General features: G+C 37.3%; 16 protein-coding genes. All 16 read left to right on the top strand.

The features are described from left to right. The first annotated feature begins 77 nt into the window (after window positions 1-77). Window positions 78-1,925: a molecular chaperone DnaK gene (gene dnaK / locus O7776_RS05165; protein ID WP_274309551.1), complete on the top strand. Its 1,848-nt coding sequence runs from the start codon at window positions 78-80 to the stop codon at window positions 1,923-1,925. A gap of 257 nt (window positions 1,926-2,182) precedes the next feature. Beyond that, window positions 2,183-3,304 carry a molecular chaperone DnaJ gene (gene dnaJ, locus O7776_RS05170; protein WP_274309552.1) on the top strand — a complete coding sequence of 374 codons (1,122 nt, stop codon included), beginning with the start codon at window positions 2,183-2,185 and terminating at the stop codon, window positions 3,302-3,304. Window positions 3,305-3,319: 15 nt separating this feature from the next. Next, complete coding sequence (prmA, locus tag O7776_RS05175; protein ID WP_241368094.1) at window positions 3,320-4,258, top strand: 50S ribosomal protein L11 methyltransferase; 939 nt, start codon at window positions 3,320-3,322, stop codon at window positions 4,256-4,258. 124 nt (window positions 4,259-4,382) lie between these two features. Then, entirely contained in the window at window positions 4,383-5,126 is a 744-nt protein-coding gene (locus O7776_RS05180; protein ID WP_274309553.1) for a 16S rRNA (uracil(1498)-N(3))-methyltransferase, read from the top strand. 257 nt (window positions 5,127-5,383) lie between these two features. Further along, a complete protein-coding gene (locus tag O7776_RS05185) occupies window positions 5,384-8,503 on the top strand; it encodes a glycoside hydrolase family 113 protein (RefSeq protein ID WP_274309554.1) in 3,120 nt (1,039 codons plus the stop codon). 50 nt (window positions 8,504-8,553) lie between these two features. Continuing rightward, on the top strand, window positions 8,554-9,612 hold the full coding sequence (locus tag O7776_RS05190; RefSeq protein ID WP_274309555.1) for a hypothetical protein: 1,059 nt from the start codon (window positions 8,554-8,556) through the stop codon (window positions 9,610-9,612). A 17-nt stretch (window positions 9,613-9,629) separates the two neighbouring features. Next, window positions 9,630-10,484, top strand: a complete 855-nt coding sequence (locus O7776_RS05195; RefSeq protein WP_274309556.1) for a response regulator transcription factor — start codon at window positions 9,630-9,632, stop codon at window positions 10,482-10,484. A 2-nt stretch (window positions 10,485-10,486) separates the two neighbouring features. Then, on the top strand, window positions 10,487-11,530 hold the full coding sequence (locus tag O7776_RS05200; RefSeq protein ID WP_274309557.1) for a HEAT repeat domain-containing protein: 1,044 nt from the start codon (window positions 10,487-10,489) through the stop codon (window positions 11,528-11,530). A gap of 5 nt (window positions 11,531-11,535) precedes the next feature. After that, entirely contained in the window at window positions 11,536-12,942 is a 1,407-nt protein-coding gene (locus O7776_RS05205; RefSeq protein ID WP_420802150.1) for a glycosyltransferase family 2 protein, read from the top strand. 544 nt (window positions 12,943-13,486) lie between these two features. After that, window positions 13,487-14,836 carry a tRNA (N(6)-L-threonylcarbamoyladenosine(37)-C(2))-methylthiotransferase MtaB gene (gene mtaB / locus O7776_RS05210; protein WP_274309559.1) on the top strand — a complete coding sequence of 450 codons (1,350 nt, stop codon included), beginning with the start codon at window positions 13,487-13,489 and terminating at the stop codon, window positions 14,834-14,836. Between the two features lie 667 nt (window positions 14,837-15,503). Beyond that, window positions 15,504-15,980 carry a hypothetical protein gene (locus O7776_RS05215; RefSeq protein WP_274309560.1) on the top strand — a complete coding sequence of 159 codons (477 nt, stop codon included), beginning with the start codon at window positions 15,504-15,506 and terminating at the stop codon, window positions 15,978-15,980. Window positions 15,981-16,102: 122 nt separating this feature from the next. Beyond that, complete coding sequence (gene deoC / locus O7776_RS05220; RefSeq protein WP_274309561.1) at window positions 16,103-16,771, top strand: deoxyribose-phosphate aldolase; 669 nt, start codon at window positions 16,103-16,105, stop codon at window positions 16,769-16,771. Window positions 16,772-16,881: 110 nt separating this feature from the next. Further along, window positions 16,882-17,055 (top strand): 30S ribosomal protein S21, encoded by a 174-nt coding sequence (rpsU, locus tag O7776_RS05225; RefSeq protein ID WP_004227078.1) that lies wholly within the window; start codon window positions 16,882-16,884, stop codon window positions 17,053-17,055. A 333-nt stretch (window positions 17,056-17,388) separates the two neighbouring features. Beyond that, window positions 17,389-18,705 (top strand): NfeD family protein, encoded by a 1,317-nt coding sequence (locus tag O7776_RS05230; protein WP_274310445.1) that lies wholly within the window; start codon window positions 17,389-17,391, stop codon window positions 18,703-18,705. Between the two features lie 20 nt (window positions 18,706-18,725). After that, the gene (gene floA / locus O7776_RS05235) at window positions 18,726-19,727 is read left to right on the top strand and encodes a flotillin-like protein FloA (RefSeq protein ID WP_274309562.1); all 1,002 of its coding nucleotides are present in this window, start codon (window positions 18,726-18,728) and stop codon (window positions 19,725-19,727) included. Window positions 19,728-19,750: 23 nt separating this feature from the next. Beyond that, a complete protein-coding gene (locus O7776_RS05240) occupies window positions 19,751-20,221 on the top strand; it encodes a hypothetical protein (protein WP_274309563.1) in 471 nt (156 codons plus the stop codon). Window positions 20,222-20,224 lie beyond the last annotated feature (3 nt).

A 20,224-nucleotide genomic window follows, 5' to 3' on the forward strand; every position in this document is an offset into this window, starting at 1 on the left:
GAGCAAAGTATGGCAACATTTGAATATAAATTGTAAATAAACACAGTAGTGTTTTAATAATAGGAGGAAAACGAATTATGAGCAAAATTATCGGTATTGACTTAGGTACAACAAACTCTTGCGTATCAGTATTAGAAGGCGGCGAGCCTAAAGTAATTCCAAACCCAGAAGGTAACCGTACAACGCCATCTGTTGTAGCTTTCAAAAATGGTGAAAAACAAGTTGGTGAAGTAGCAAAACGCCAAGCAGTTACAAACCCAAACACAATCATCTCAATCAAATCTAAAATGGGTACAAATGATAAAGTAACTGTAGATGGCACTGATTACACTCCACAAGAAATTTCGGCAATGATTTTACAATACTTAAAAGGTTATGCAGAAGATTACTTAGGTGAAAAAGTAACAAAAGCTGTTATTACAGTTCCTGCTTACTTCAACGATGCACAACGTCAAGCAACAAAAGACGCTGGTAAGATTGCTGGTTTAGAAGTAGAACGTATTATCAACGAACCAACAGCTGCTGCACTTGCTTACGGTTTAGATCAACAAGATGTTGACCAAAAAATCTTAGTGTTCGACTTAGGTGGCGGTACATTCGACGTTTCGATTCTTGAGTTAGCTGACGGTGTATTCGAAGTATTAGCAACAGCAGGTGACAACAAGCTTGGTGGCGATAACTTTGACGACAAAATCATCGAATACTTAGTAGCTGAATTCAAAAAAGAAAACGGTGTTGATTTATCAAAAGATAAAATGGCAATGCAACGCTTAAAAGATGCAGCTGAAAAAGCGAAAAAAGACTTATCAGGTGTAACTGCTGCACAAATTTCATTACCATTCATCACAGCTGGCGCTGAAGGTCCATTACACTTAGAAATCAACTTAACTCGTGCAAAATTCGATGAGTTAACACATGACTTAGTAGAGCGTACAATCGTACCAACTCGCCAAGCATTATCAGATGCAGGTCTTTCTGCTTCAGAATTAGATAAAGTAATCTTAGTAGGTGGTTCTACTCGTATTCCTGCAGTAGTAGAAGCAATCAAAAAAGCAACTGGTCACGAGGCATACAAAGGCGTAAACCCAGACGAAGTAGTAGCAATGGGTGCTGCTGTACAAGGTGGAGTATTAGCTGGTGACGTACAAGGCGTGTTATTATTAGACGTAACACCATTATCATTAGGTATCGAAACAATGGGCGGTGTTATGACAAAATTAATCGACCGTAACACAACGATTCCAACGTCTAAATCTCAAGTGTTCTCAACAGCTGCAGATAACCAACCAGCAGTAGACATTCACGTATTACAAGGTGAGCGTTCAATGGCTGCAGACAACAAAACATTAGGTCGCTTCCAATTATCTGATATACCAGCAGCACCACGTGGTATTCCACAAATCGAAGTAACATTCGACATTGATGCGAACGGTATTGTATCAGTAAAAGCTAAAGACTTAGGTACTCAAAAAGAGCAAACAATCGTGATTCAATCTGATTCTGGTTTAACAGAAGAAGAAATCGAACGCATGGTGAAAGATGCAGAAGCAAATGCTGAAGCCGATGCAAAACGTAAAGAAGAGGTTGATCTTCGCAACGAAGCAGACCAATTAGTGTTCCAAGTGGACAAAACAATTACAGACTTAGGCGAGCAAATTTCAGAAGATGAGAAAAAATCTGTTGAAGACGCACGTGATGAGTTAAAAGCTGCTTTAGAAGCTGGTGAGTTAGAAGGCATCAAAGCTGCTAAAGAAAAATTAGAAGGCGTATTACAACCATTAGTAATGAAAGTTTATGAGCAAGCTGCGGCTGCACAACAAGCAGCTAGTGGTGGAGCTGAAGGCTTCGATGGTCAAGCTGACGCTAGTAAAAAAGACGACAGTATCGTAGACGCTGATTTTGAAGAAGTAAAAGACGATAAATAATCAACGTACACATATTTAATTGAAAGCCAAAGACCGCTCGCGGCTTTGGCTTTTAATTTTTAACTTGCTTCAGAAGAAGTAAGTTAGAGCCCCGGCGGATGTCACAGATTTTTAGAGGATTTTTTCTTTTAATTTCGAAAAAATCTGAACAAAAGTTAGCCGAGGTGTAATTGATAAAATATGATGTATCAAATGGTATACATCATTTTTTTAACATGTTAAAATAGACGTTATGTAAATAGAGCGGAGAGTGGAATATGAGTAAGCGCGATTACTATGAAGTGCTAGGCATTAGTAAGGGTGCCAGCAAAGACGAAATTAAAAAAGCGTATCGTAAATTATCAAAACAATATCACCCTGACGTAAACAAAGAAGAAGGCGCAGACGAAAAATTCAAAGAAGTAGCAGAAGCATACGAAGTGCTTTCAGACGACCAAAAACGTGCACGCTACGACCAATTCGGCCATGAAGATCCAAATGCTGGCTTTGGTGGTGGTGGCTTCGGAGGCGGCGGTGGTTTCGGTGGCTTCGAGGACATTTTCAGTTCATTCTTCGGTGGTGGACGACGCCAAGATCCAAACGCACCTCGCAAAGGCGATGACCTACAATTCCGTATGAACATCACGTTTGAGGAAGCGGTATTCGGTAAAGAAACAGAAATTGAAATTCCAAAAGAAGAAACATGTGATACGTGTCACGGTTCAGGTGCAAAACCTGGTACACAACCACAAGCTTGTTCACAATGTAATGGAGCAGGTCAAATTAACCAAGCGGTGGATACGCCATTTGGTCGTATGATGAATAAACGCACATGTCCAAGTTGTCGTGGTGCAGGTAAAATCATCGTTGAAAAATGTACATCTTGTCGTGGTGCAGGTAGTGTAACGAAAAAGAAAAAAATTAAAATCACAATTCCTGCAGGTGTGGATGACGGTCAACAATTACGTGTAGCAGGTCAAGGTGAAGCCGGCTTTAACAATGGCCCAGCTGGTGATTTATACATTATTTTCTCTGTTCGTAAGCATGAATACTTCGAACGTGACGGTGACGATATTTTATATGAGTTAAATTTAACATTCTCACAAGCTGCATTAGGAGATGAAATTGAAGTCCCAACAATTCACGGGAAAGTGAAGCTGAAAATTCCAGCAGGTACACAATCAGGAGCACAATTCCGTTTGAAAGATAAAGGGGTTAAAAACGTACATGGCTACGGTCTAGGTAACCAGTATGTAGTGGTGAAAGTAGTCATTCCGAAAAAGCTAACAGAAAAGCAAAAACAATTATTACGTGAATTCGCAGAAATTAGTGGCGACATTCCTGAAGAACATGGAAGCTCACTTTTCGATAAAATCAAGAAAAAAATAAAAGGTGACTAAAAGGGGAGATTGCAAGTGAAATGGACAGAACTTTCGATTTTAACAACGCATGAAGCTGTTGATGCTGTGACGAACATTTTACATGAAGCCGGAGCTAGCGGTGTAGTTATTGAAGATTCAAAAGAATTAGATAAAGAAAGAATCGATAAATTTGGTGAGATTTATGCACTAAATCCAGAGGACTTCCCAAAAACAGGTGTAGTTGTTAAAGCGTATTTATCAGCGTCTAGCTTCCTATCGGAGACAATCGAAGAAATTAAGCTTGCAATTGCCAACCTTGTGAACTTTGATATTAATATCGGTGAAAACATTCTGACAATGTGTGAAGTAGATGATGAAGATTGGTCTACAGCGTGGAAGCAATATTACCATCCTGTAAAAATTTCTGAAAGATTTACAATTGTGCCGACATGGGAAGACTATGAGCCTGTTTCAACAGATGAACTGATTATCGAACTTGACCCAGGTATGGCATTCGGTACAGGTACGCACCCAACGACGGTGATGTGTTTACAAGGACTTGAAAAGGTCGTAAATGAGGGGAACACAGTAATTGACGTTGGTACGGGTTCAGGTGTACTGTCAATTGGTGCAGCGATGCTTGGTGCAAAAAGCGTACATGCTTTAGATTTAGATGAGGTGGCCGTTACAGCAGCACGTGAAAACGTTGAGCTAAACAAAATGGAATCAATCGTAGAAGTATTCCACGGTAACTTATTGGATACGGTAAAAGAACCAGCAGATGTTGTCGTAGCGAATATATTAGCAGAAATCATTATGTCATTTACGGACGATGCGTTTTCAATCGTAAAACCAGGTGGCGTTTATGTTACATCTGGTATTATTGGCGCGAAAAAAGACGATGTTAAAGCAGCATTAAAAGCTTCAGGCTTTGTTATTGAAGAAATATTAATGATGGAAGACTGGGTAGCGATTATTTCTCGCCGTCCATAAAGTGAAACAATGCTTGGTGGGGAGATTCTCATCCACCACTTAACTGTCTCTTAATGCGGGATAAACTCTAGCAACAGCTGTTTTATACAGCTGTTGCTTTTGTATAAAGGAGAATGACAAACTAATGCAACGATATTTTGTAGAGCAGCAAAACAATGAGCAAAATGAATTTATTATTTCGGGTGAAAATGCAAGGCATATTAGCAAAGTGATGCGTATGTCCGTTGGCGATGAAATCATTATCGTTCATGACAATACAGCAAACATATGCGAAATTACAGCAATCGACCAAGAAGTTACAGCAAAAAAAACAGGGCGAACAATTCCCTCTCCTGAAATGCCAGTAAAGGTCGATATTGCTTGCGGGTTACCAAAGGGCGATAAGCTTGAACTAATAGCACAAAAAGCAACTGAATTAGGCATGCATGCATTAGTTCCTTTTGCGGCAGAGCGTTCAATCGTAAAATGGGATGATAAAAAAGCGAAAAAAAACCAAGAACGCTTACAGAAAATTGCGCAAGAGGCAGCAGAGCAATCTCATCGTACACATTTACCTGAAATCATTCAGCCCGTAAGCTTTAAGCAGCTGGTGCAAACTTTCGTTAACTATGACGCAGTATTTATTGCCGATGAAGAAGATGCAAAATTAGCTGAACGTACAAGCTTTAAGCAAAAGTTACAGGTATTAGATACTTCTCAAGAGCTGAGAATCTTATGTATTTTTGGTCCAGAAGGTGGAATTTCACGTCAAGAATCAACTGCAATGCTTGAGGCAGGAGCACAAACAATGTCACTAGGACCACGTATTTTACGTGCAGAAACCGCTCCGTTTTATGCATTAGCCGCGATTTCCTATGAGTTTGAATAATGAGGTATAATGAGAGTGACCGTGAGAAACATCTACGGCGCTCTTCTTTTTTTGAACGACGAACAAGACAAGACAGGAATTAATGATTTTTTTAAGCGTATAGGACAAAATGCCTTTCTTTAAATGGGGAATAATTATTGTTATTCATACATTAAATTTACTTATTCGAGGAATATTACCTCTAGTTTCAAATGAGATTGTGCAATAATATATATTTGAGTTATCTTTACATACGAAATAATAAGGAGAACCGATAAATGAAAAAGATTATATGGGGAGTACTTTTTATTGCGGTTGTTTTATCTCCGTGGTGGCTATATTACATAAAAACAGAGGCTCCGCTTGATGTAATTGTACTTGATGTAAGCTCTACAAATGATGAATTAAAAGAAAGAATGGGTATTTACGAGGCATTAGCATTAAATAAAGTCGTGGATCTAGAAGGCGATACTTATGAGGCGGGTAGAGATTATTTTGGTGTCAAAGTAGTCGATGCACGTAAAACGATTGAGACGAAAGAATTACCACTTCGAATAGATAAAGCAGATATCATTTATTTAGCTGATTTGCAGGGAATTCATGAACGTGATTTATCTTGGGAAAATACAACTTCGAATAAATTATTGTTCGGCGGTCTTACAGGTAGTGCATGGCGTACAATTCAGAGTAGATTACATCAAACTACGCCTAGCACACTTATTGTTGAATATAATAGTTTTACAGATGCTACTGAAGCAACAATTCGCGAACAGCTGGCTGCCCAGTTAGGTATTGAACAAAGTGGTTATCGCGCGAAATATTTCTCTGATTTAAGTGAAGCGCCTTTAGCGACTAGAGAAAGTGGGAGTGGCTTAGTTATTCAACAAAAGTCTACGAATGAAACTGTTGTATTAAAGAGTGCGAAGCCAGTTCAATTTCAATCGACTGCAAGAGGCGAGCAGATATTCGATTTTCAGCAATTTGAAGTTTTCACAGGTTGGTTTGATTTAGCGATAGCAGTGGATTCCGAGACGCTTGCAACCTATGAGCCAGACATTTCAGCACAAGATAGTGCCCAGCTACAAGCATTAAATTTACCTGCGTCATTTGCTGTTATCACGACAAATACGCGAGAGCATAATACAAATTATTATTTTGCAGGTAAATTTTCGTACCAGTCAAAACAATCATTACCAATTCCTAAGATGTATGGCTATAAATGGTTGCAGCAGCTATTTGCGAAAGATGATGCATTTTATTGGAAAAATTACGAACCAATGTTACAGCAAATATTAAAGCAAACGTCTCATCGTGAACAAAAGGAGCTTGAAGCAATATCTGTAGAGCCTGAAACATACGAAGCGTTATCGTATAATGCACGTATTGCTAATGATAAGTATGAAGTATTGCAAAATGGGCAATGGAAAGCAATAACAATTAAAGGTGTCAATATTGGAATGGCGAAGCCTGGTGCGTTTCCAGGGGAAGCAGCTATTACCAAAAGTGATTATGCGGATTGGTTCAAGGCGATTGGTGAAATGGGATCCAATGCTATTCGTGTTTATACGGTGCATCCGCCTGGGTTTTATGAGGCGTTGCTAGAATATAATACTACGCATGAACAACCGCTTTATTTATTTCACGGTGTTTGGTTAGATGAGGAGCCCGTAGAAGAAAAGTTAGATGTATACGGTGAGCCAACCGAAAACTTCCAGCAGGAAATACGACATATAGTTGATATTATTCATGGGAATGCTACTATTGAGCCGCGGCCAGGTCATGCATCAGGTACATATAAAGCCGATGTTTCTCCGTATATTTTAGGATGGATGATCGGTATTGAGTGGTATCCAAAAGCGGTAGAAAATGTGAACAAAGTATACAAAGACCAAGCACAATTTAATGGAACATATTTTTCTACAAAGGATGCACAGCCATTTGAAATTTGGCTTGCACAGCAAATGGACTATACAGCTAGTTATGAAGCACAAACGTATAAATGGATGCGTCCATTTAGTTTTACAAATTGGGTAACAACCGATTTATTAGAGCATCCTTATGAGCCAAGTGATGAGGAAGATTTAGTCTCTGTTGATCCGAATGTTATTTATGAAAAGGGAGCTTTAGAAAAAGTGGGGCAATTTGCGAGCTATCATGTATATCCGTATTATCCTGACTTTTTAAATTACACACCAAAATATGTGAATTATACAGATCATCGTGGTCAAAAAAATAACTATGCTGCCTATTTAAAGGATTTACATGCAGCCCATCGTATGCCGATATTAATTTCGGAGTTTGGGATACCTGCATCACGTGGCTTAACGCACCGTAATCCATTTGGTTGGAATCAAGGTTTTATTTCCGAACGCGAACAAGGGGAAATACTTGTTCATTTATATGAAGACATATTACATGAGGGCTTATTAGGGGGCTTAGTATTTACTTGGCAAGATGAGTGGTTCAAGCGAACGTGGAACACAATGGATTTAGATAATCCAGACGAGCGCCCTTATTGGTCAAATGCGCAAACAAATGAGCAGCAATTTGGTGTATTAAGCTTTGATACCTTAAAAATGAAAGTGGATGGAGATTCGACTGATTGGTATGGTATTACACCATTTTATGAATCAGAAGAACTTTCGATGTATGTGGAGTCTGATGAACGTTATTTATACATGAAGTTAGATGTTGAAAATACAAACTTTAGTGACACCTATTATCCGCTTATTTATATGAATACGCTAGAAGCGCAAGGCAATTCGCGCTATCATGAGATTCCTTTGTTAGCGGAGTCAGAATTTGTCCTCACGATTAAGGGGGATCAAAATGCACGTGTTGAAGTAGATGCCTATTATGATATATTCCAAAAACTATACAGTGAACAAATACAATTAGTCCCGTTTGAAGGTACAAAACAAAAAAATAGCGGTCAGTTTAATACAATCGATTATGCGCTCAATAAATCATTAACGATTCCGATTAGTAACATAACTTTGCCATTTGAAAAGTATGAAACAGGTATTTTACGACGTGGAAACGGAAATCCAAATAGCACAGACTATGATTCGTTAGCAGATTATGAAATCAACGAGCAAGAAGGGGTTATCGAAATTCGAATTCCTTGGTTATTATTAAATGTGACCGATCCTAGCCGATTAGAAGTAAGATCAGATTTATATGCCAACGAACAGTTAAAGACAGAAATTATCGATGGGATTGAGTTAGGTGCTGTACTCGTTAATAATAAACAAATCGTTGCAAATGTCCCAAAGGAAGCAAAGCAACTCCAAACATATAGTTGGAAAACTTGGAGACTACCTGAATATAAGGAACGTTTAAAAGAATCGTATTATCTATTACAAGAAAAGTTTTTAGAAGACGAAGTAAGGGAATAAGTAAGGTAACTGACCATGAGGTGTGAGATGAAAAATAGGAGTGAGCAAAAATGAAAAAAATAGTGGTAATATTTGTCGTCGCGCTCGTTGTTTTTTCACCACGCCTCTATTGGCAATGGAAAGACAGTACGCCATTAGAAGTATTAATTATCGACAAAACCGTTCCGAATGAACAATATCGGGAGCATCAAGGCTTGCTATGGTTTTTAACAAATCAAAAAATCGTCAAATCAAATGGGCAACTATATGATGGAAAAGTAGATTATTACGGCTATGATAGCTACATGCAACAACCAATGGCGAGCTATAAGCATCATCAAGCGATGGATATCATTTATATAGCGGATACCTATGGTGTGTACTCAGATGATTTAGAGCAGTTTAGTGAAGGCGACCGCTCTGAAAAAATTTATGGCGGAATGACACTACAGGAATGGAATGAAATTATGAAATCCAAACAACCGCATACGACATTAATTGCGGAATATAATTCATTTGCTACTCCAACAGAAGCAAGTGTTCGTCAAGTGATGGAGCAGCAATTGAATGTTCAATGGTCAGGATGGACAGGGCGTTATTTTGAGGATTTAATGAGCGATGAAGTTCCCGATTGGCTCATACAAAATTATGAATCGCAATATCAAAAACAATGGCCCTTTAAACATGGTGGCATTGCATTTGTACATACATCTGATCAAGTAGTGATTATTGATGAACAGGAGCTAGATGGTCCAATTTCATTTAAAATGACGTCAGCAGGTAAAGAACGCTTGCCGGGAGTTGATAATTCGGAATATCCCTATTGGTTTGATATTGTCACTCCAATTAATGATTCAGTGGTCTATGCACAATATGAATTAGCCGTTTCTCAACAGGCGCAACAATTATTAGCACAACAAGGGATCCCACTTACATTTCCGGCAGTAACTGCGGATGAACAAACAAATGTGTTTTATTTTTCAGGAGATTTTGCAGATTATACAAAGGATAATTTAATGAAATGGCAAGGAAGCGAGCATGTAATGAAGATTTTTTCGAATGAGGTATCTGACTTTATGTGGGCGACCTATATCCCTTTACTGCAAAATATTATTACTCCAACTAACTAAATGAGAGGGTGAATCGCATGATAGATGTAGAGATTAGTTATGAACCAAAGATTATCGAATACGCACAATTACAACAACTCTATGGATTACAGCTCGCGTATGTTATGCGGAAGAAAATTCACTTTTCAATTGTACTCATTGAGTATAAAGAGGAGTTTCCTATTTCCTATCATAAATTTTATGAGCAATTAAAAGAGCAATTACGAAATTCGGATTTTGCTTTTATGCAATCGGAAAACCAATATATTGTGCTATTATTGACGATTAGCAAAATTGCGGAGGCCAAATCATTTATTCAGCGAATTCAAGGTGTGTTTGCACGTATAAATATCCCCATTGTTTCAGTTATTTCAGAAGTTGCGAATGATGTACATTCGTTAGATGAGGTTTTAGCCATTAGTGAATCGGCGTTATTATATCACGAACATAAAGGACATGAGCCTGTTGTAATAAATGATTTTTTAGAAAGATCAAAAGTTGTCATTAAAGTAAGTATTATTGAAAATGACCGTATTACGCAGTCAATTTTTACTAATTTATTTCAACATATTTCGCTGGACAATGTGCAATTAGACATTCAAACGTTTAGTGATGGCTTGCAATTTATCGAATCGGATTTTTACCGCAGTGGGCATAATCATATCGTCGTTTTAAATGATATTTTACCGAAAAAAAATGGCTTAGAAGTATTGGATTATTTACGGTCATTACCAAATGAGCAAAAGTACATTATTTTATTCTGTTCGTCGAGAGTGTCCGAAGATGCACAGTTATATTGTTTCGAACACGGTGCGGATGCGTATATAGTTCGTCCATTTAATTTAAGAATCGTCGAAAAACAAATTAAAAATTATTTACGAAGGTTGTATTAACGATGATTACAAGTCAAATATTAATATTGTCGATCGTGGCAATTGTCGTCTTGCTTGGGATTGTTGCTGTCCTCTTTTTTTATTTAGTATTTATGAAAAAAAGAGAGCAACGAAAAGAGAAAAAAATTAAGGATTATTTCGAAAAGCATGAAATCGAATGGTACAATTATTTAGTCAATCATACGCCTTTAACAAAGTATCCGGGGCACAAAACAAATAAAGAGGCAGTTGATAAATTATTTGTAACCTATATGTTGACAGTCAATAATGAGGACGTACGAAATCACATCGCCACTTATGCAGAATTAAATATGAAATCGTATTATTTGAAGCAGCTACAAAGCAAACATTTAGTTCGGCGCATCAATGTATTACATCGTGCTCTATTATTCAATTTTAGCTTTGTAGTGCCAATCATTGAAAAGCAATTAAAAGCAGGCACTCCTGAATCAATTGAAGAATATATGCTACTGTTGCAAATCATCGCGAAAAATAATCCGAATTTATTTTTGGCCCATATGTATCAACCACGGTTTGACTTTCATGAATACGAGTACAATGTGCTGTTAGCAAAAATTGATCCAAACTATATTAGAAAATTTAAAGACAACTTTGAAGAGCTGCCGATTGATTTACGCTTATCATTACTTACCTTTTTTAGTTTCAATTCGAACTTTGGTGAAAGTGCTTTGCAATTTTATGAGAGCTTATTATCATCTATTTATACAGAAATTCGAATTCGTGCATTAAAGGATATTGCGTCGTTTGGGATGATTACGTCTTTGAAGCCCTATCGTACATTTTTAAAATCAGAGTTTTGGGAAGAAAGGCTAATGTTCGCGAAAATTTTACCTTTTGCAAATGACCCACAAGCGTATGAATTGTTGCGAATTTTAATGACTGATAGCGTATGGACTGTACGTAGACAAGCTGCGGTATCACTTATGTCTATGAAGCAGGGCGAACAAATTTTACAAGAAATTGTAGATAAAAAAGAAGATTTATTTGCTGCTGAGATGGCACAGGAAGTATTGAAAGTAGGCTGATTGGAATGATAGATTTTTTGCTATATTGGCTCCATGAGATTTTTGGCGTCTTTCTAATTTTTTATATGCTTTTGGTCATCGGGATATATTCGCTCATGTTAGTAGTGGCATTTTCTCATTTAAAGAAAACGCATCGCTTGGACAAGTATATTGAGAATACAGTGAATTTACAATATGCATATTCTAAACCTGTGTCGGTAATTGTACCTGCCTATAACGAAGAAATTGGAATCGTCAGTACGATCCATTCATTACTCACTATCGAGTATCCGCAATTTGAAATCATTGTTGTAAACGATGGCTCCAAAGACTCAACGTTACAAAATGTGATTGAAGCCTTTCATATGGAGCAAGTTTTTAAAACGGTGCGCAAACAATTGCCAACAGAAGATATTAATGCCATTTACCGTTCGAAAATCCATCATAATATTGTTTTGATCGATAAAAATAATGGTGGGAAAGCTGATGCGCTCAATGCGGGAATCAATGTATCGCAGTATCCTTATTTTTGTTCAATTGATGGAGATTCAATTTTGTCGGGTAAATCCTTATTACAAGTTATGAAACCGATCGTTGCTTCAAATGGTCATGTAATAGCTGCTGGCGGAAGTGTGCGAATTGCCAATGGTTCAAATTTTCAATATGGGACATTTATGCACGCGGTTTTGCCAAATAATCCAGTTGTGCTCATGCAAATTATTGAGTATTTACGTGCTTTTTACATGGGACGAATTGCGTTAAGTCGTTTTAATTTGTTGTTAATTGTATCTGGGGCATTTAGTGTGTTCTCGAAGCACTATGCGATAAAAGTTGGAGGTTACAATAGGCAAACCATTGGCGAGGACATGGAGTTAATTGTGCGTCTGCATCGTTATTTGCTGAAAAATAATATTAACAAAGCTATTGAATATGTGCCCGATCCAGTTTGTTGGACAGAAGCACCGGATAATTTAAAGGATTTGCAAACGCAGCGTCGACGTTGGCATCAAGGCTTGATTAGTAGCCTTATGCTGAATCGAGGGATGCTGTTTAATCCGAAGTATAAGCAAATTGGAATGATCTCAATACCGTATTATGTTTTTGTAGAACTTTTAGGACCAATTATTGAATTGATTGGTTATGTTTACGTTATTATTTCATTTGCTGTGGGGAATATTTATTGGCAATCGGCAATAATATTAACGACACTGTTTTTAATTTATAGTACGGTTATTTCGATGTTTGCTATTTTGCTAGAATCTTGGGGTATGAATACATACCCGCGCGCACGGGATACTTTAAAGTTAATGTTGTACTCATTAACTGAGTTATTTTGGTTCCGACCGTTAACAACCTGGTATCGAATTCAAGGGTTTTGGTATTATTTACGTGGCAAAAATGACTGGGGAAAATTAAGCCGCAAAGGTTTATAGAAGTTGAAAAAAGAATAGGCTGTCCAAATAGAGATTATTTTTTGGACAGTTTTTTTCATTGTGTGTAATGGTAATATGGTAGATCTTATTTTCTGTTATATGAATGTGATAACCTCTCCCCCAGAATTAATATGCCTGCCGGAATAAATTCTTCGTCATCTGTTGTGATGTTTTCATATTTCAAAGCCAGTAATTTTAGTGAGTCATTATTTCGAATGAAAAATGCAGCTCATGAAGTAATCCATGGGGTTAAGTTAAAAAAATAGGCTTTAACTGGCGATTTATGCTATGATTAAAAACGTTGATATTTATTCAGTATGTGTCTAAATGCTAGTAAATAGGATTAATTTTGAACGTCAAGCTAAAGCCTCCGGCGGATGTCACAGATTTATTAGAGGGTTTTTTCGAGCTAGCTCGAAAAAAAATCTGGACGCAATTACGTCATGGCGTAATTGATTGAAGTTAAAAGCAATCTTGGGCACAATCACTATGAAATGTAATAGATATATAAATGAAGAGTAACCTTGAAAGGATGATATAAATTATGAGTTACGAGCAAGTAAAAACCGTATCTCTACATACATTAGGGTGTAAAGTAAACCACTATGAGACAGAAGCGATTTGGCAATTGTTCAAAGAGCAAGGGTATGAACGAGTTGATTTTGATCACCAATCGGATGTCTATGTCATTAATACATGTACAGTAACAAATACAGGGGATAAAAAATCTCGCCAAGTGATTCGTCGTGCAATTCGTCAAAATCCAGACTCGGTTATTTGTGTAACAGGCTGTTATGCACAAACATCACCGGCTGAAATTATGGCAATTCCAGGCGTTGATATCGTTGTTGGTACACAGGACCGTGAAAAAATGCTTGGTTATATTGACCAATACCGTGAAGAGCGTAAGCCAATTAATGCAGTTCGTAACATTATGAAAAATCGTGTATACGAAGAGTTAGACGTACCAGCGTTTACTGACCGCACACGTGCATCTTTAAAAATACAAGAAGGCTGTAACAACTTCTGTACGTTTTGTATTATTCCTTGGGCGCGTGGCTTAATGCGTTCTCGTGATCCTGAAGAAGTAATTCGCCAAGCGCAGCAATTAGTGGATGCAGGCTATTTAGAAATCGTCTTAACAGGAATCCATACAGGTGGTTACGGACAAGATTTCAAAGATTATAACCTAGCACAATTACTGCGTGATATGGAAACACAAGTGAAGGGATTAAAACGTTTACGTATTTCTTCTATTGAAGCATCTCAATTAACGGACGAAGTAATCGAAGTGTTACAAAACTCAGAAATCGTTGTAAATCACTTACACATTCCGATTCAATCGGGTTCGGATACTGTATTAAAACGTATGCGTCGTAAATACACGATGGAGTTTTTCGCGGAACGTTTAGAAAAACTTAAAGTTGCTTTACCCGATTTAGCTGTCACTTCTGATGTAATCGTAGGCTTCCCAGGTGAAACAGAAGAAGAATTTATGGAAACATATAACTTTATCCGTGATCACAAATTCTCTGAATTACACGTATTCCCATATTCGCAACGTACAGGTACTCCAGCAGCTCGCATGGATGACCAAATTGATGAAGAAGTGAAGAACGAACGTGTTCACCGTTTAATTGCTTTAAATGACCAATTAGCTAAAGAATATGCTTCTCGCTTTGAAAATGAAGTAGTAGAAGTAATCCCTGAAGAACGCTTTAAAGATGGGAACAATGAAAATTTATATGTAGGTTACACAACCAACTACTTAAAAGTTGTCTTCGAGGGTAATGAAAACATGATCGGTCAATTAACGAAAGTAAAAATTACAAAAGCAGGCTATCCATACAATGAAGGGCAGTTTGTGCGTATATTAGAAGAACAGAATCATTAATTTAAGGCTCATCGATTGTAATTTATACAATTGATCCAATCATAAAAATTAGAGGCATCTCTTTTAGGTACAACCTATAAGAGATGCTTTTATTATGCAAAAAAATGATATTTTAAAAGGTAAGATTCCCTCAAATGATTACATTCCTTAAAAAAAATCATCTTTTCCGAATGAAATAATTGGAAAAGATGATTTGTGATAGGCAATAATTGAATAAATTCTTTGTAAATGTTAGTTTTCAGTTGGTTGTGGTTTTTTCTTCCACTCAATTCCGCTAGATACGCAACCAAATGTTACGATTAATAATAAAACAAATAATGTGTTGTGTAACCAATAAGGCATAGGGAATGCTCCTTTTCTATTTAGTTGCTGGCACTTATGGTGCGTAGTCATTATTTTAGCATATTAATGTGTATTAATCTATTATTCAATCATTCGATTATTAGTTGACGATGGAAAATCCCCATAGGTCCGTAATAGCAAATTGTACTAATAAAACTACTTTTTCGAGAAAGTAAAATAAGAGGCTCCCCATTCTTAACTTATTAAGGGAGATGCACGTATTGAATAGTGTATAAAACTAATTAATTTTAAATGTTTTCTCTTTTGATTATTTTTATAAATTTAGGGTAATAATCTTTATTGGTGTGTGTAGGGGGCGGAAAAAGTGAAGCAAAATCTTTCGAATGAAAAATTCACTAAATTATCTATCGTAGAAGTGCCAGATGGTGTTATTGGGAACATTCATCAATTTAGAAATTTTGATCCTTCTCGAATAGTACATTATGAATTGAAAAATGAGCGTTTGCTACTATTTATGGATGAAGAAATGCGTCTAGAGGCAATGGCTGAATTTCGAAGTACAGCTGAGGCCTTTCATTATGAGGTAGGGCGAGGAGTTCGTCCAGAGGTGGAGGCGTTTTATCGATTTGATTATAAAGATGATTTTTCGGAATTGTTATTTACAGTTGATCGAATTAAATATGAGCAAGATATTTCAGCGGAAATGATTGAAATGAGTATTGTCGAGGATGCAATAAAATATCAAATTTATAGCAGAAGGGCTATCCACGTACAGGTAAAATATATTGATTATGCAACAAATCAAATTTTTGTACAGCGAAATTATCCAGTGGTACGATAAACATTATGTTTTGGTTCCTATGTGTAAGAAGATTGAGTTGTCTGATAATTTATCTCTTAACAATAACATGCTAAACTATAGAGGTACGGACAACTAAATAAATATAAAGGGAGTAATTCAAAATGACTCAAAACTATGCAGCAATGATTGACCACACGTTATTAAAGGCAGAATCTACACAAAAGCAAGTAGAGCAAATTTGTGCAGAAGCAAAACAATACGGCTTTGCTTCAGTATGTGTCAATCCAACTTGGGTAAAATTTTGCTCACAGCAATTAGCTGGTACAGAGGTAAAAGTATGTACTGTAATTGGTTTTCCTTTAGGTGCTAATACTTCAGCTGTAAAGGCTTTTGAAACAAAGGATGCTATTGCTAACGGTGCTGGCGAAATTGATATGGTTATTAATATTGGTGCTTTAAAAGAGGGTAACTTTGATTTAGTTCGCGACGATATTAAAGCTGTAGTTGATGCAGCAAATGGTACACTTGTTAAAGTAATTATTGAAGCTTGCTTATTAACGAATGAAGAAAAAGTAAAAGCTTGTGAATTATCAGTTGAAGCAGGTGCTGATTTCGTAAAAACTTCTACTGGTTTCTCAACTGGTGGTGCAACAGCGGAAGATATTGCATTAATGCGTAAAACGGTAGGTCCAGACCTTGGTGTTAAAGCTTCTGGTGGCGTTCGTAGTTTAGAAGATATGCAATCAATGATAGAAAATGGCGCAACTCGTATTGGTGCTTCATCAGGTGTTGCAATCATGAATGGATTAAAGTCAGATTCGAACTATTAATTGTAATAGTTTCTGTTGACTCTTATGGAACTATGCGTTATACTACTTTAGTACACATTAGCTAGATGTTAATGTTGTATTGACGTGTGTTCGGAGGGAGGGAAAGAGAGATGTCAAAAACTGTCGTTCGCAAAAACGAATCGCTTGAAGATGCTCTTCGTCGCTTCAAACGTACTGTATCAAAATCAGGTACAATTCAAGAAGTTAGAAAGCGCGAATTCTACGAAAAACCTAGCGTAAAACGTAAAAAGAAATCAGAAGCTGCACGTAAACGTAAGTGGTAATTTCCCTGTAAATCCCTACGTTCATAACACGCAATTTTCAGATTCAATTGAGCAAATCAATGATATACCCCGCAGTTGCCTTTAGGCAACTGCGGGGTATTTGTATTATATTAGAAAGAATGCGTTTTTCGAGTAAACTCGAAAAATCTGATCGTAATTACATCAAGACATAATTGATAAAGCTAAAGCAAATCACGTATAATGAAGAGGTCTAGAAAGAATATCCGAAAAATTGAATAATTTAACTACATCTTTAATATTTTGAAACTTTTTGTTTTTTACTCCGTATAGTTAATGTACATAAAATTCGATGATAAAGAGAGGTGATTGAAAATTAAACGAACAAAAGTAGTTAGTTGGCTTTTTCTAATGGTGATGTCACTTGTCTTAGTATTTCCATCGATAACTGCCTTTGCAAAAGGGACGGTTTATGAAATATCTGTTAATGATGAAATTGAAATGGGGCTACATGAATATTTAAAACGGGGCTTTCAAGAAGCAACAAATGCTGGTGCAGATATGATTATTCTAAATATGCATACACCAGGTGGTTCTGTAAATGCAGCTGTTGAAATTGGGAAGCTTATTGATTCGACGGAAATTCCTGTAATAGCGTTTGTCAATACGAATGCGATTTCAGCTGGCGCATATATTGCACTACATGCCGATCAAATTTATATGATGTCTACAGCGACAATGGGTTCTGCTGCGCCAATCGATACATCGGGTAATACAGCTGGAGCTAAGGTGGAAAGCTATTGGTTAAAAGAAATGACAGCTGCCGCACAAAGTTCGGACAACAACCGAGATCCAAAATTCGCTCAAGCAATGGTTGTGGATACAATCGATTTGCCAGAACTAAACCAGCCAGCCGGTAAATTGTTAACGTTAACGGCACAAGAGGCTGAAAAAGTTGGGTATTCAGAAGGAACCGTTTCCTCTTTTAACGACCTTCTACAGAAATTAAATTTGGCTGATAGTGAAATTGTTCAAGTCGAACAAACATTTGCTGAAAAATTAGCGCGTTTAATTACGAATCCGATTATTGTACCAATTTTACTTTCAATTGGGAGTATTGGTTTAGTTGTTGAATTGTATTCACCTGGCTTCGGTATTCCAGGTACGATGGGGCTAGCTGCACTTGGGATGTTTTTCTTTGGGCATATGGTTGCCGGATTTGCGGGCTATGAATCATTGATTTTATTTGCGATTGGTCTGATTTTAGTTGTCGCCGAGTTAGTTGTTCCAGGGGGTATTATTGGGATAATAGGTGGTGTATTAATCATCGGAAGTATACTTTTTGCAGGGGAAAGCTTTGTTCATATGGCCTATTCAATATTAATCGCAATGATAATTGCAGGTATAGGAATGGTGATACTTATGAAATTCTTCGGGAAAAAACTTCATCTGTTCAACCGCCTTGTATTAAAAGATGCGACGACAACAGAGGAAGGCTATGTATCCAATACAAACCGAATTGAATTAATCGGCAAGCAAGGAAAGTCTATTACACCATTACGTCCTTCTGGTACAGTGGTACTAGATGGTGAGCGTCTGGATGTCGTAACAGAAGGTAGCTATGTTGATGGTGGTAAAACAGTGGAAGTTGTAAAAGTGGAAGGCTCGCGCATTGTTGTGCGAGAAATTTAAAGAGAAGGTGGAGAAGTAATATGTTTTTAGATGCAGGAACAATTTCATTAATTATCGGAATTGTAATCGTCTTTCTAATTTTAGCAGTTTTCTTCACATTTGTTCCGGTTGCACTATGGATTAGCGCACTGGCAGCAGGTGTAAGAGTAAGTATTTTCACATTAATCGGAATGCGCTTACGTCGCGTAATTCCTTCACGTATCGTGAATCCGTTAATTAAAGCGCATAAAGCAGGTTTAGAAATATCTATTAACCAATTAGAGTCACACTATTTAGCAGGTGGTAATGTTGACCGTGTAGTAAATGCATTAATCGCGGCGCATCGTGCAAATATTGAATTAACATTTGAGCGTTGTGCTGCAATCGACTTAGCTGGTCGTGATGTATTAGAAGCGGTACAAATGTCGGTAAATCCAAAAGTAATCGAAACACCATTTATTTCTGGTGTTGCAATGAACGGGATTGAGGTAAAGGCAAAGGCACGAATTACAGTACGTGCAAACATCGAACGTTTAGTCGGTGGTGCTGGTGAAGATACAATCGTTGCACGTGTTGGTGAGGGGATTGTATCAACTTTAGGTAGCTCTGAATCGCATTCGAAGGTTTTAGAAAATCCAGACTTAATTTCTCAAACAGTACTTTCTAAAGGGTTAGACTCTGGTACAGCATTCGAAATCTTATCGATTGATATTGCAGATGTTGATATCGGTAAAAACATCGGTGCGGAATTACAAATTGAGCAAGCACAAGCGGATAAAAATATCGCACAAGCAAAAGCTGAAGAACGTCGTGCAATGGCCGTTGCCAATGAGCAAGAGATGATTGCGCGCGTACAAGAAATGAAGGCAAAAGTAGTGGAAGCAGAAGCAGAAGTACCAATGGCGTTAGCAGAAGCTTTACGTTCTGGAAACTTCGGGATTATGGATTACATGAACTACAAAAACATCCAAGCGGATACGTCGATGCGTGATTCGATTTCAAAAGCATCGAATAACGATCATCAAGATCCGAAAAACAAATAATCGAGGAAGGGAGTGAGCACTAAATGGAAGCTTTAATTATTGCAATTGTCATTGGGATTATTAGCTCGTTATTTAAGGATAAAAACCAAAAACAACAGCCTAATAAAAAGCCGACTAAACAAATGCCGCCATTTAGCAGTCAACCTGCTCCTCGAAAACAAGATACACGACCAGATACAAAACAGCAAAATCGCCCAAAAACATTGGAAGATTTTGCGAATGAAGTATTTGGCCAGTTAAATGAAAAAACAAAGCCGGTTGTGAAGAAGGTGGAGCCAGCTCTTGAAGTAGTGTTACCTCAAGAAGTAGTTCCAAAAGTAAATGAACGGCCAAAAATGGCAGAATCAACGCGTACTTTAAAAGAGCGACCAATCGTTGAAAAGCTAAAGGAACAATCTGAAGGTCTTCAAGTTGTGCCGAAAAACAATAAAGAGCTCATGCAGGCGATTGTCATGGCAGAAGTGCTAGGCCCCCCTAAAGCTCGTCGTAAATAATGG

Source organism: Solibacillus daqui, assembly GCF_028747805.1.
GTDB lineage: Bacteria > Bacillota > Bacilli > Bacillales_A > Planococcaceae > Solibacillus > Solibacillus daqui.

Excerpts from the sequence above, each read along its gene's own strand:
- dnaK (WP_274309551.1), top strand. The coding sequence starts at position 78 with ATGAGCAAAATTATCGGTATTGACTTAGGTACAACAAACTCTTGCGTA.
- dnaJ (WP_274309552.1), top strand. The coding sequence starts at position 2,183 with ATGAGTAAGCGCGATTACTATGAAGTGCTAGGCATTAGTAAGGGTGCC.
- O7776_RS05180 (WP_274309553.1), top strand. The coding sequence starts at position 4,383 with ATGCAACGATATTTTGTAGAGCAGCAAAACAATGAGCAAAATGAATTT.
- O7776_RS05185 (WP_274309554.1), top strand. The coding sequence starts at position 5,384 with ATGAAAAAGATTATATGGGGAGTACTTTTTATTGCGGTTGTTTTATCT.
- O7776_RS05190 (WP_274309555.1), top strand. The coding sequence starts at position 8,554 with ATGAAAAAAATAGTGGTAATATTTGTCGTCGCGCTCGTTGTTTTTTCA.
- O7776_RS05195 (WP_274309556.1), top strand. The coding sequence starts at position 9,630 with ATGATAGATGTAGAGATTAGTTATGAACCAAAGATTATCGAATACGCA.
- O7776_RS05200 (WP_274309557.1), top strand. The coding sequence starts at position 10,487 with ATGATTACAAGTCAAATATTAATATTGTCGATCGTGGCAATTGTCGTC.
- O7776_RS05205 (WP_420802150.1), top strand. The coding sequence starts at position 11,536 with ATGATAGATTTTTTGCTATATTGGCTCCATGAGATTTTTGGCGTCTTT.
- mtaB (WP_274309559.1), top strand. The coding sequence starts at position 13,487 with ATGAGTTACGAGCAAGTAAAAACCGTATCTCTACATACATTAGGGTGT.
- deoC (WP_274309561.1), top strand. The coding sequence starts at position 16,103 with ATGACTCAAAACTATGCAGCAATGATTGACCACACGTTATTAAAGGCA.
- rpsU (WP_004227078.1), top strand. The coding sequence starts at position 16,882 with ATGTCAAAAACTGTCGTTCGCAAAAACGAATCGCTTGAAGATGCTCTT.
- floA (WP_274309562.1), top strand. The coding sequence starts at position 18,726 with ATGTTTTTAGATGCAGGAACAATTTCATTAATTATCGGAATTGTAATC.
- O7776_RS05240 (WP_274309563.1), top strand. The coding sequence starts at position 19,751 with ATGGAAGCTTTAATTATTGCAATTGTCATTGGGATTATTAGCTCGTTA.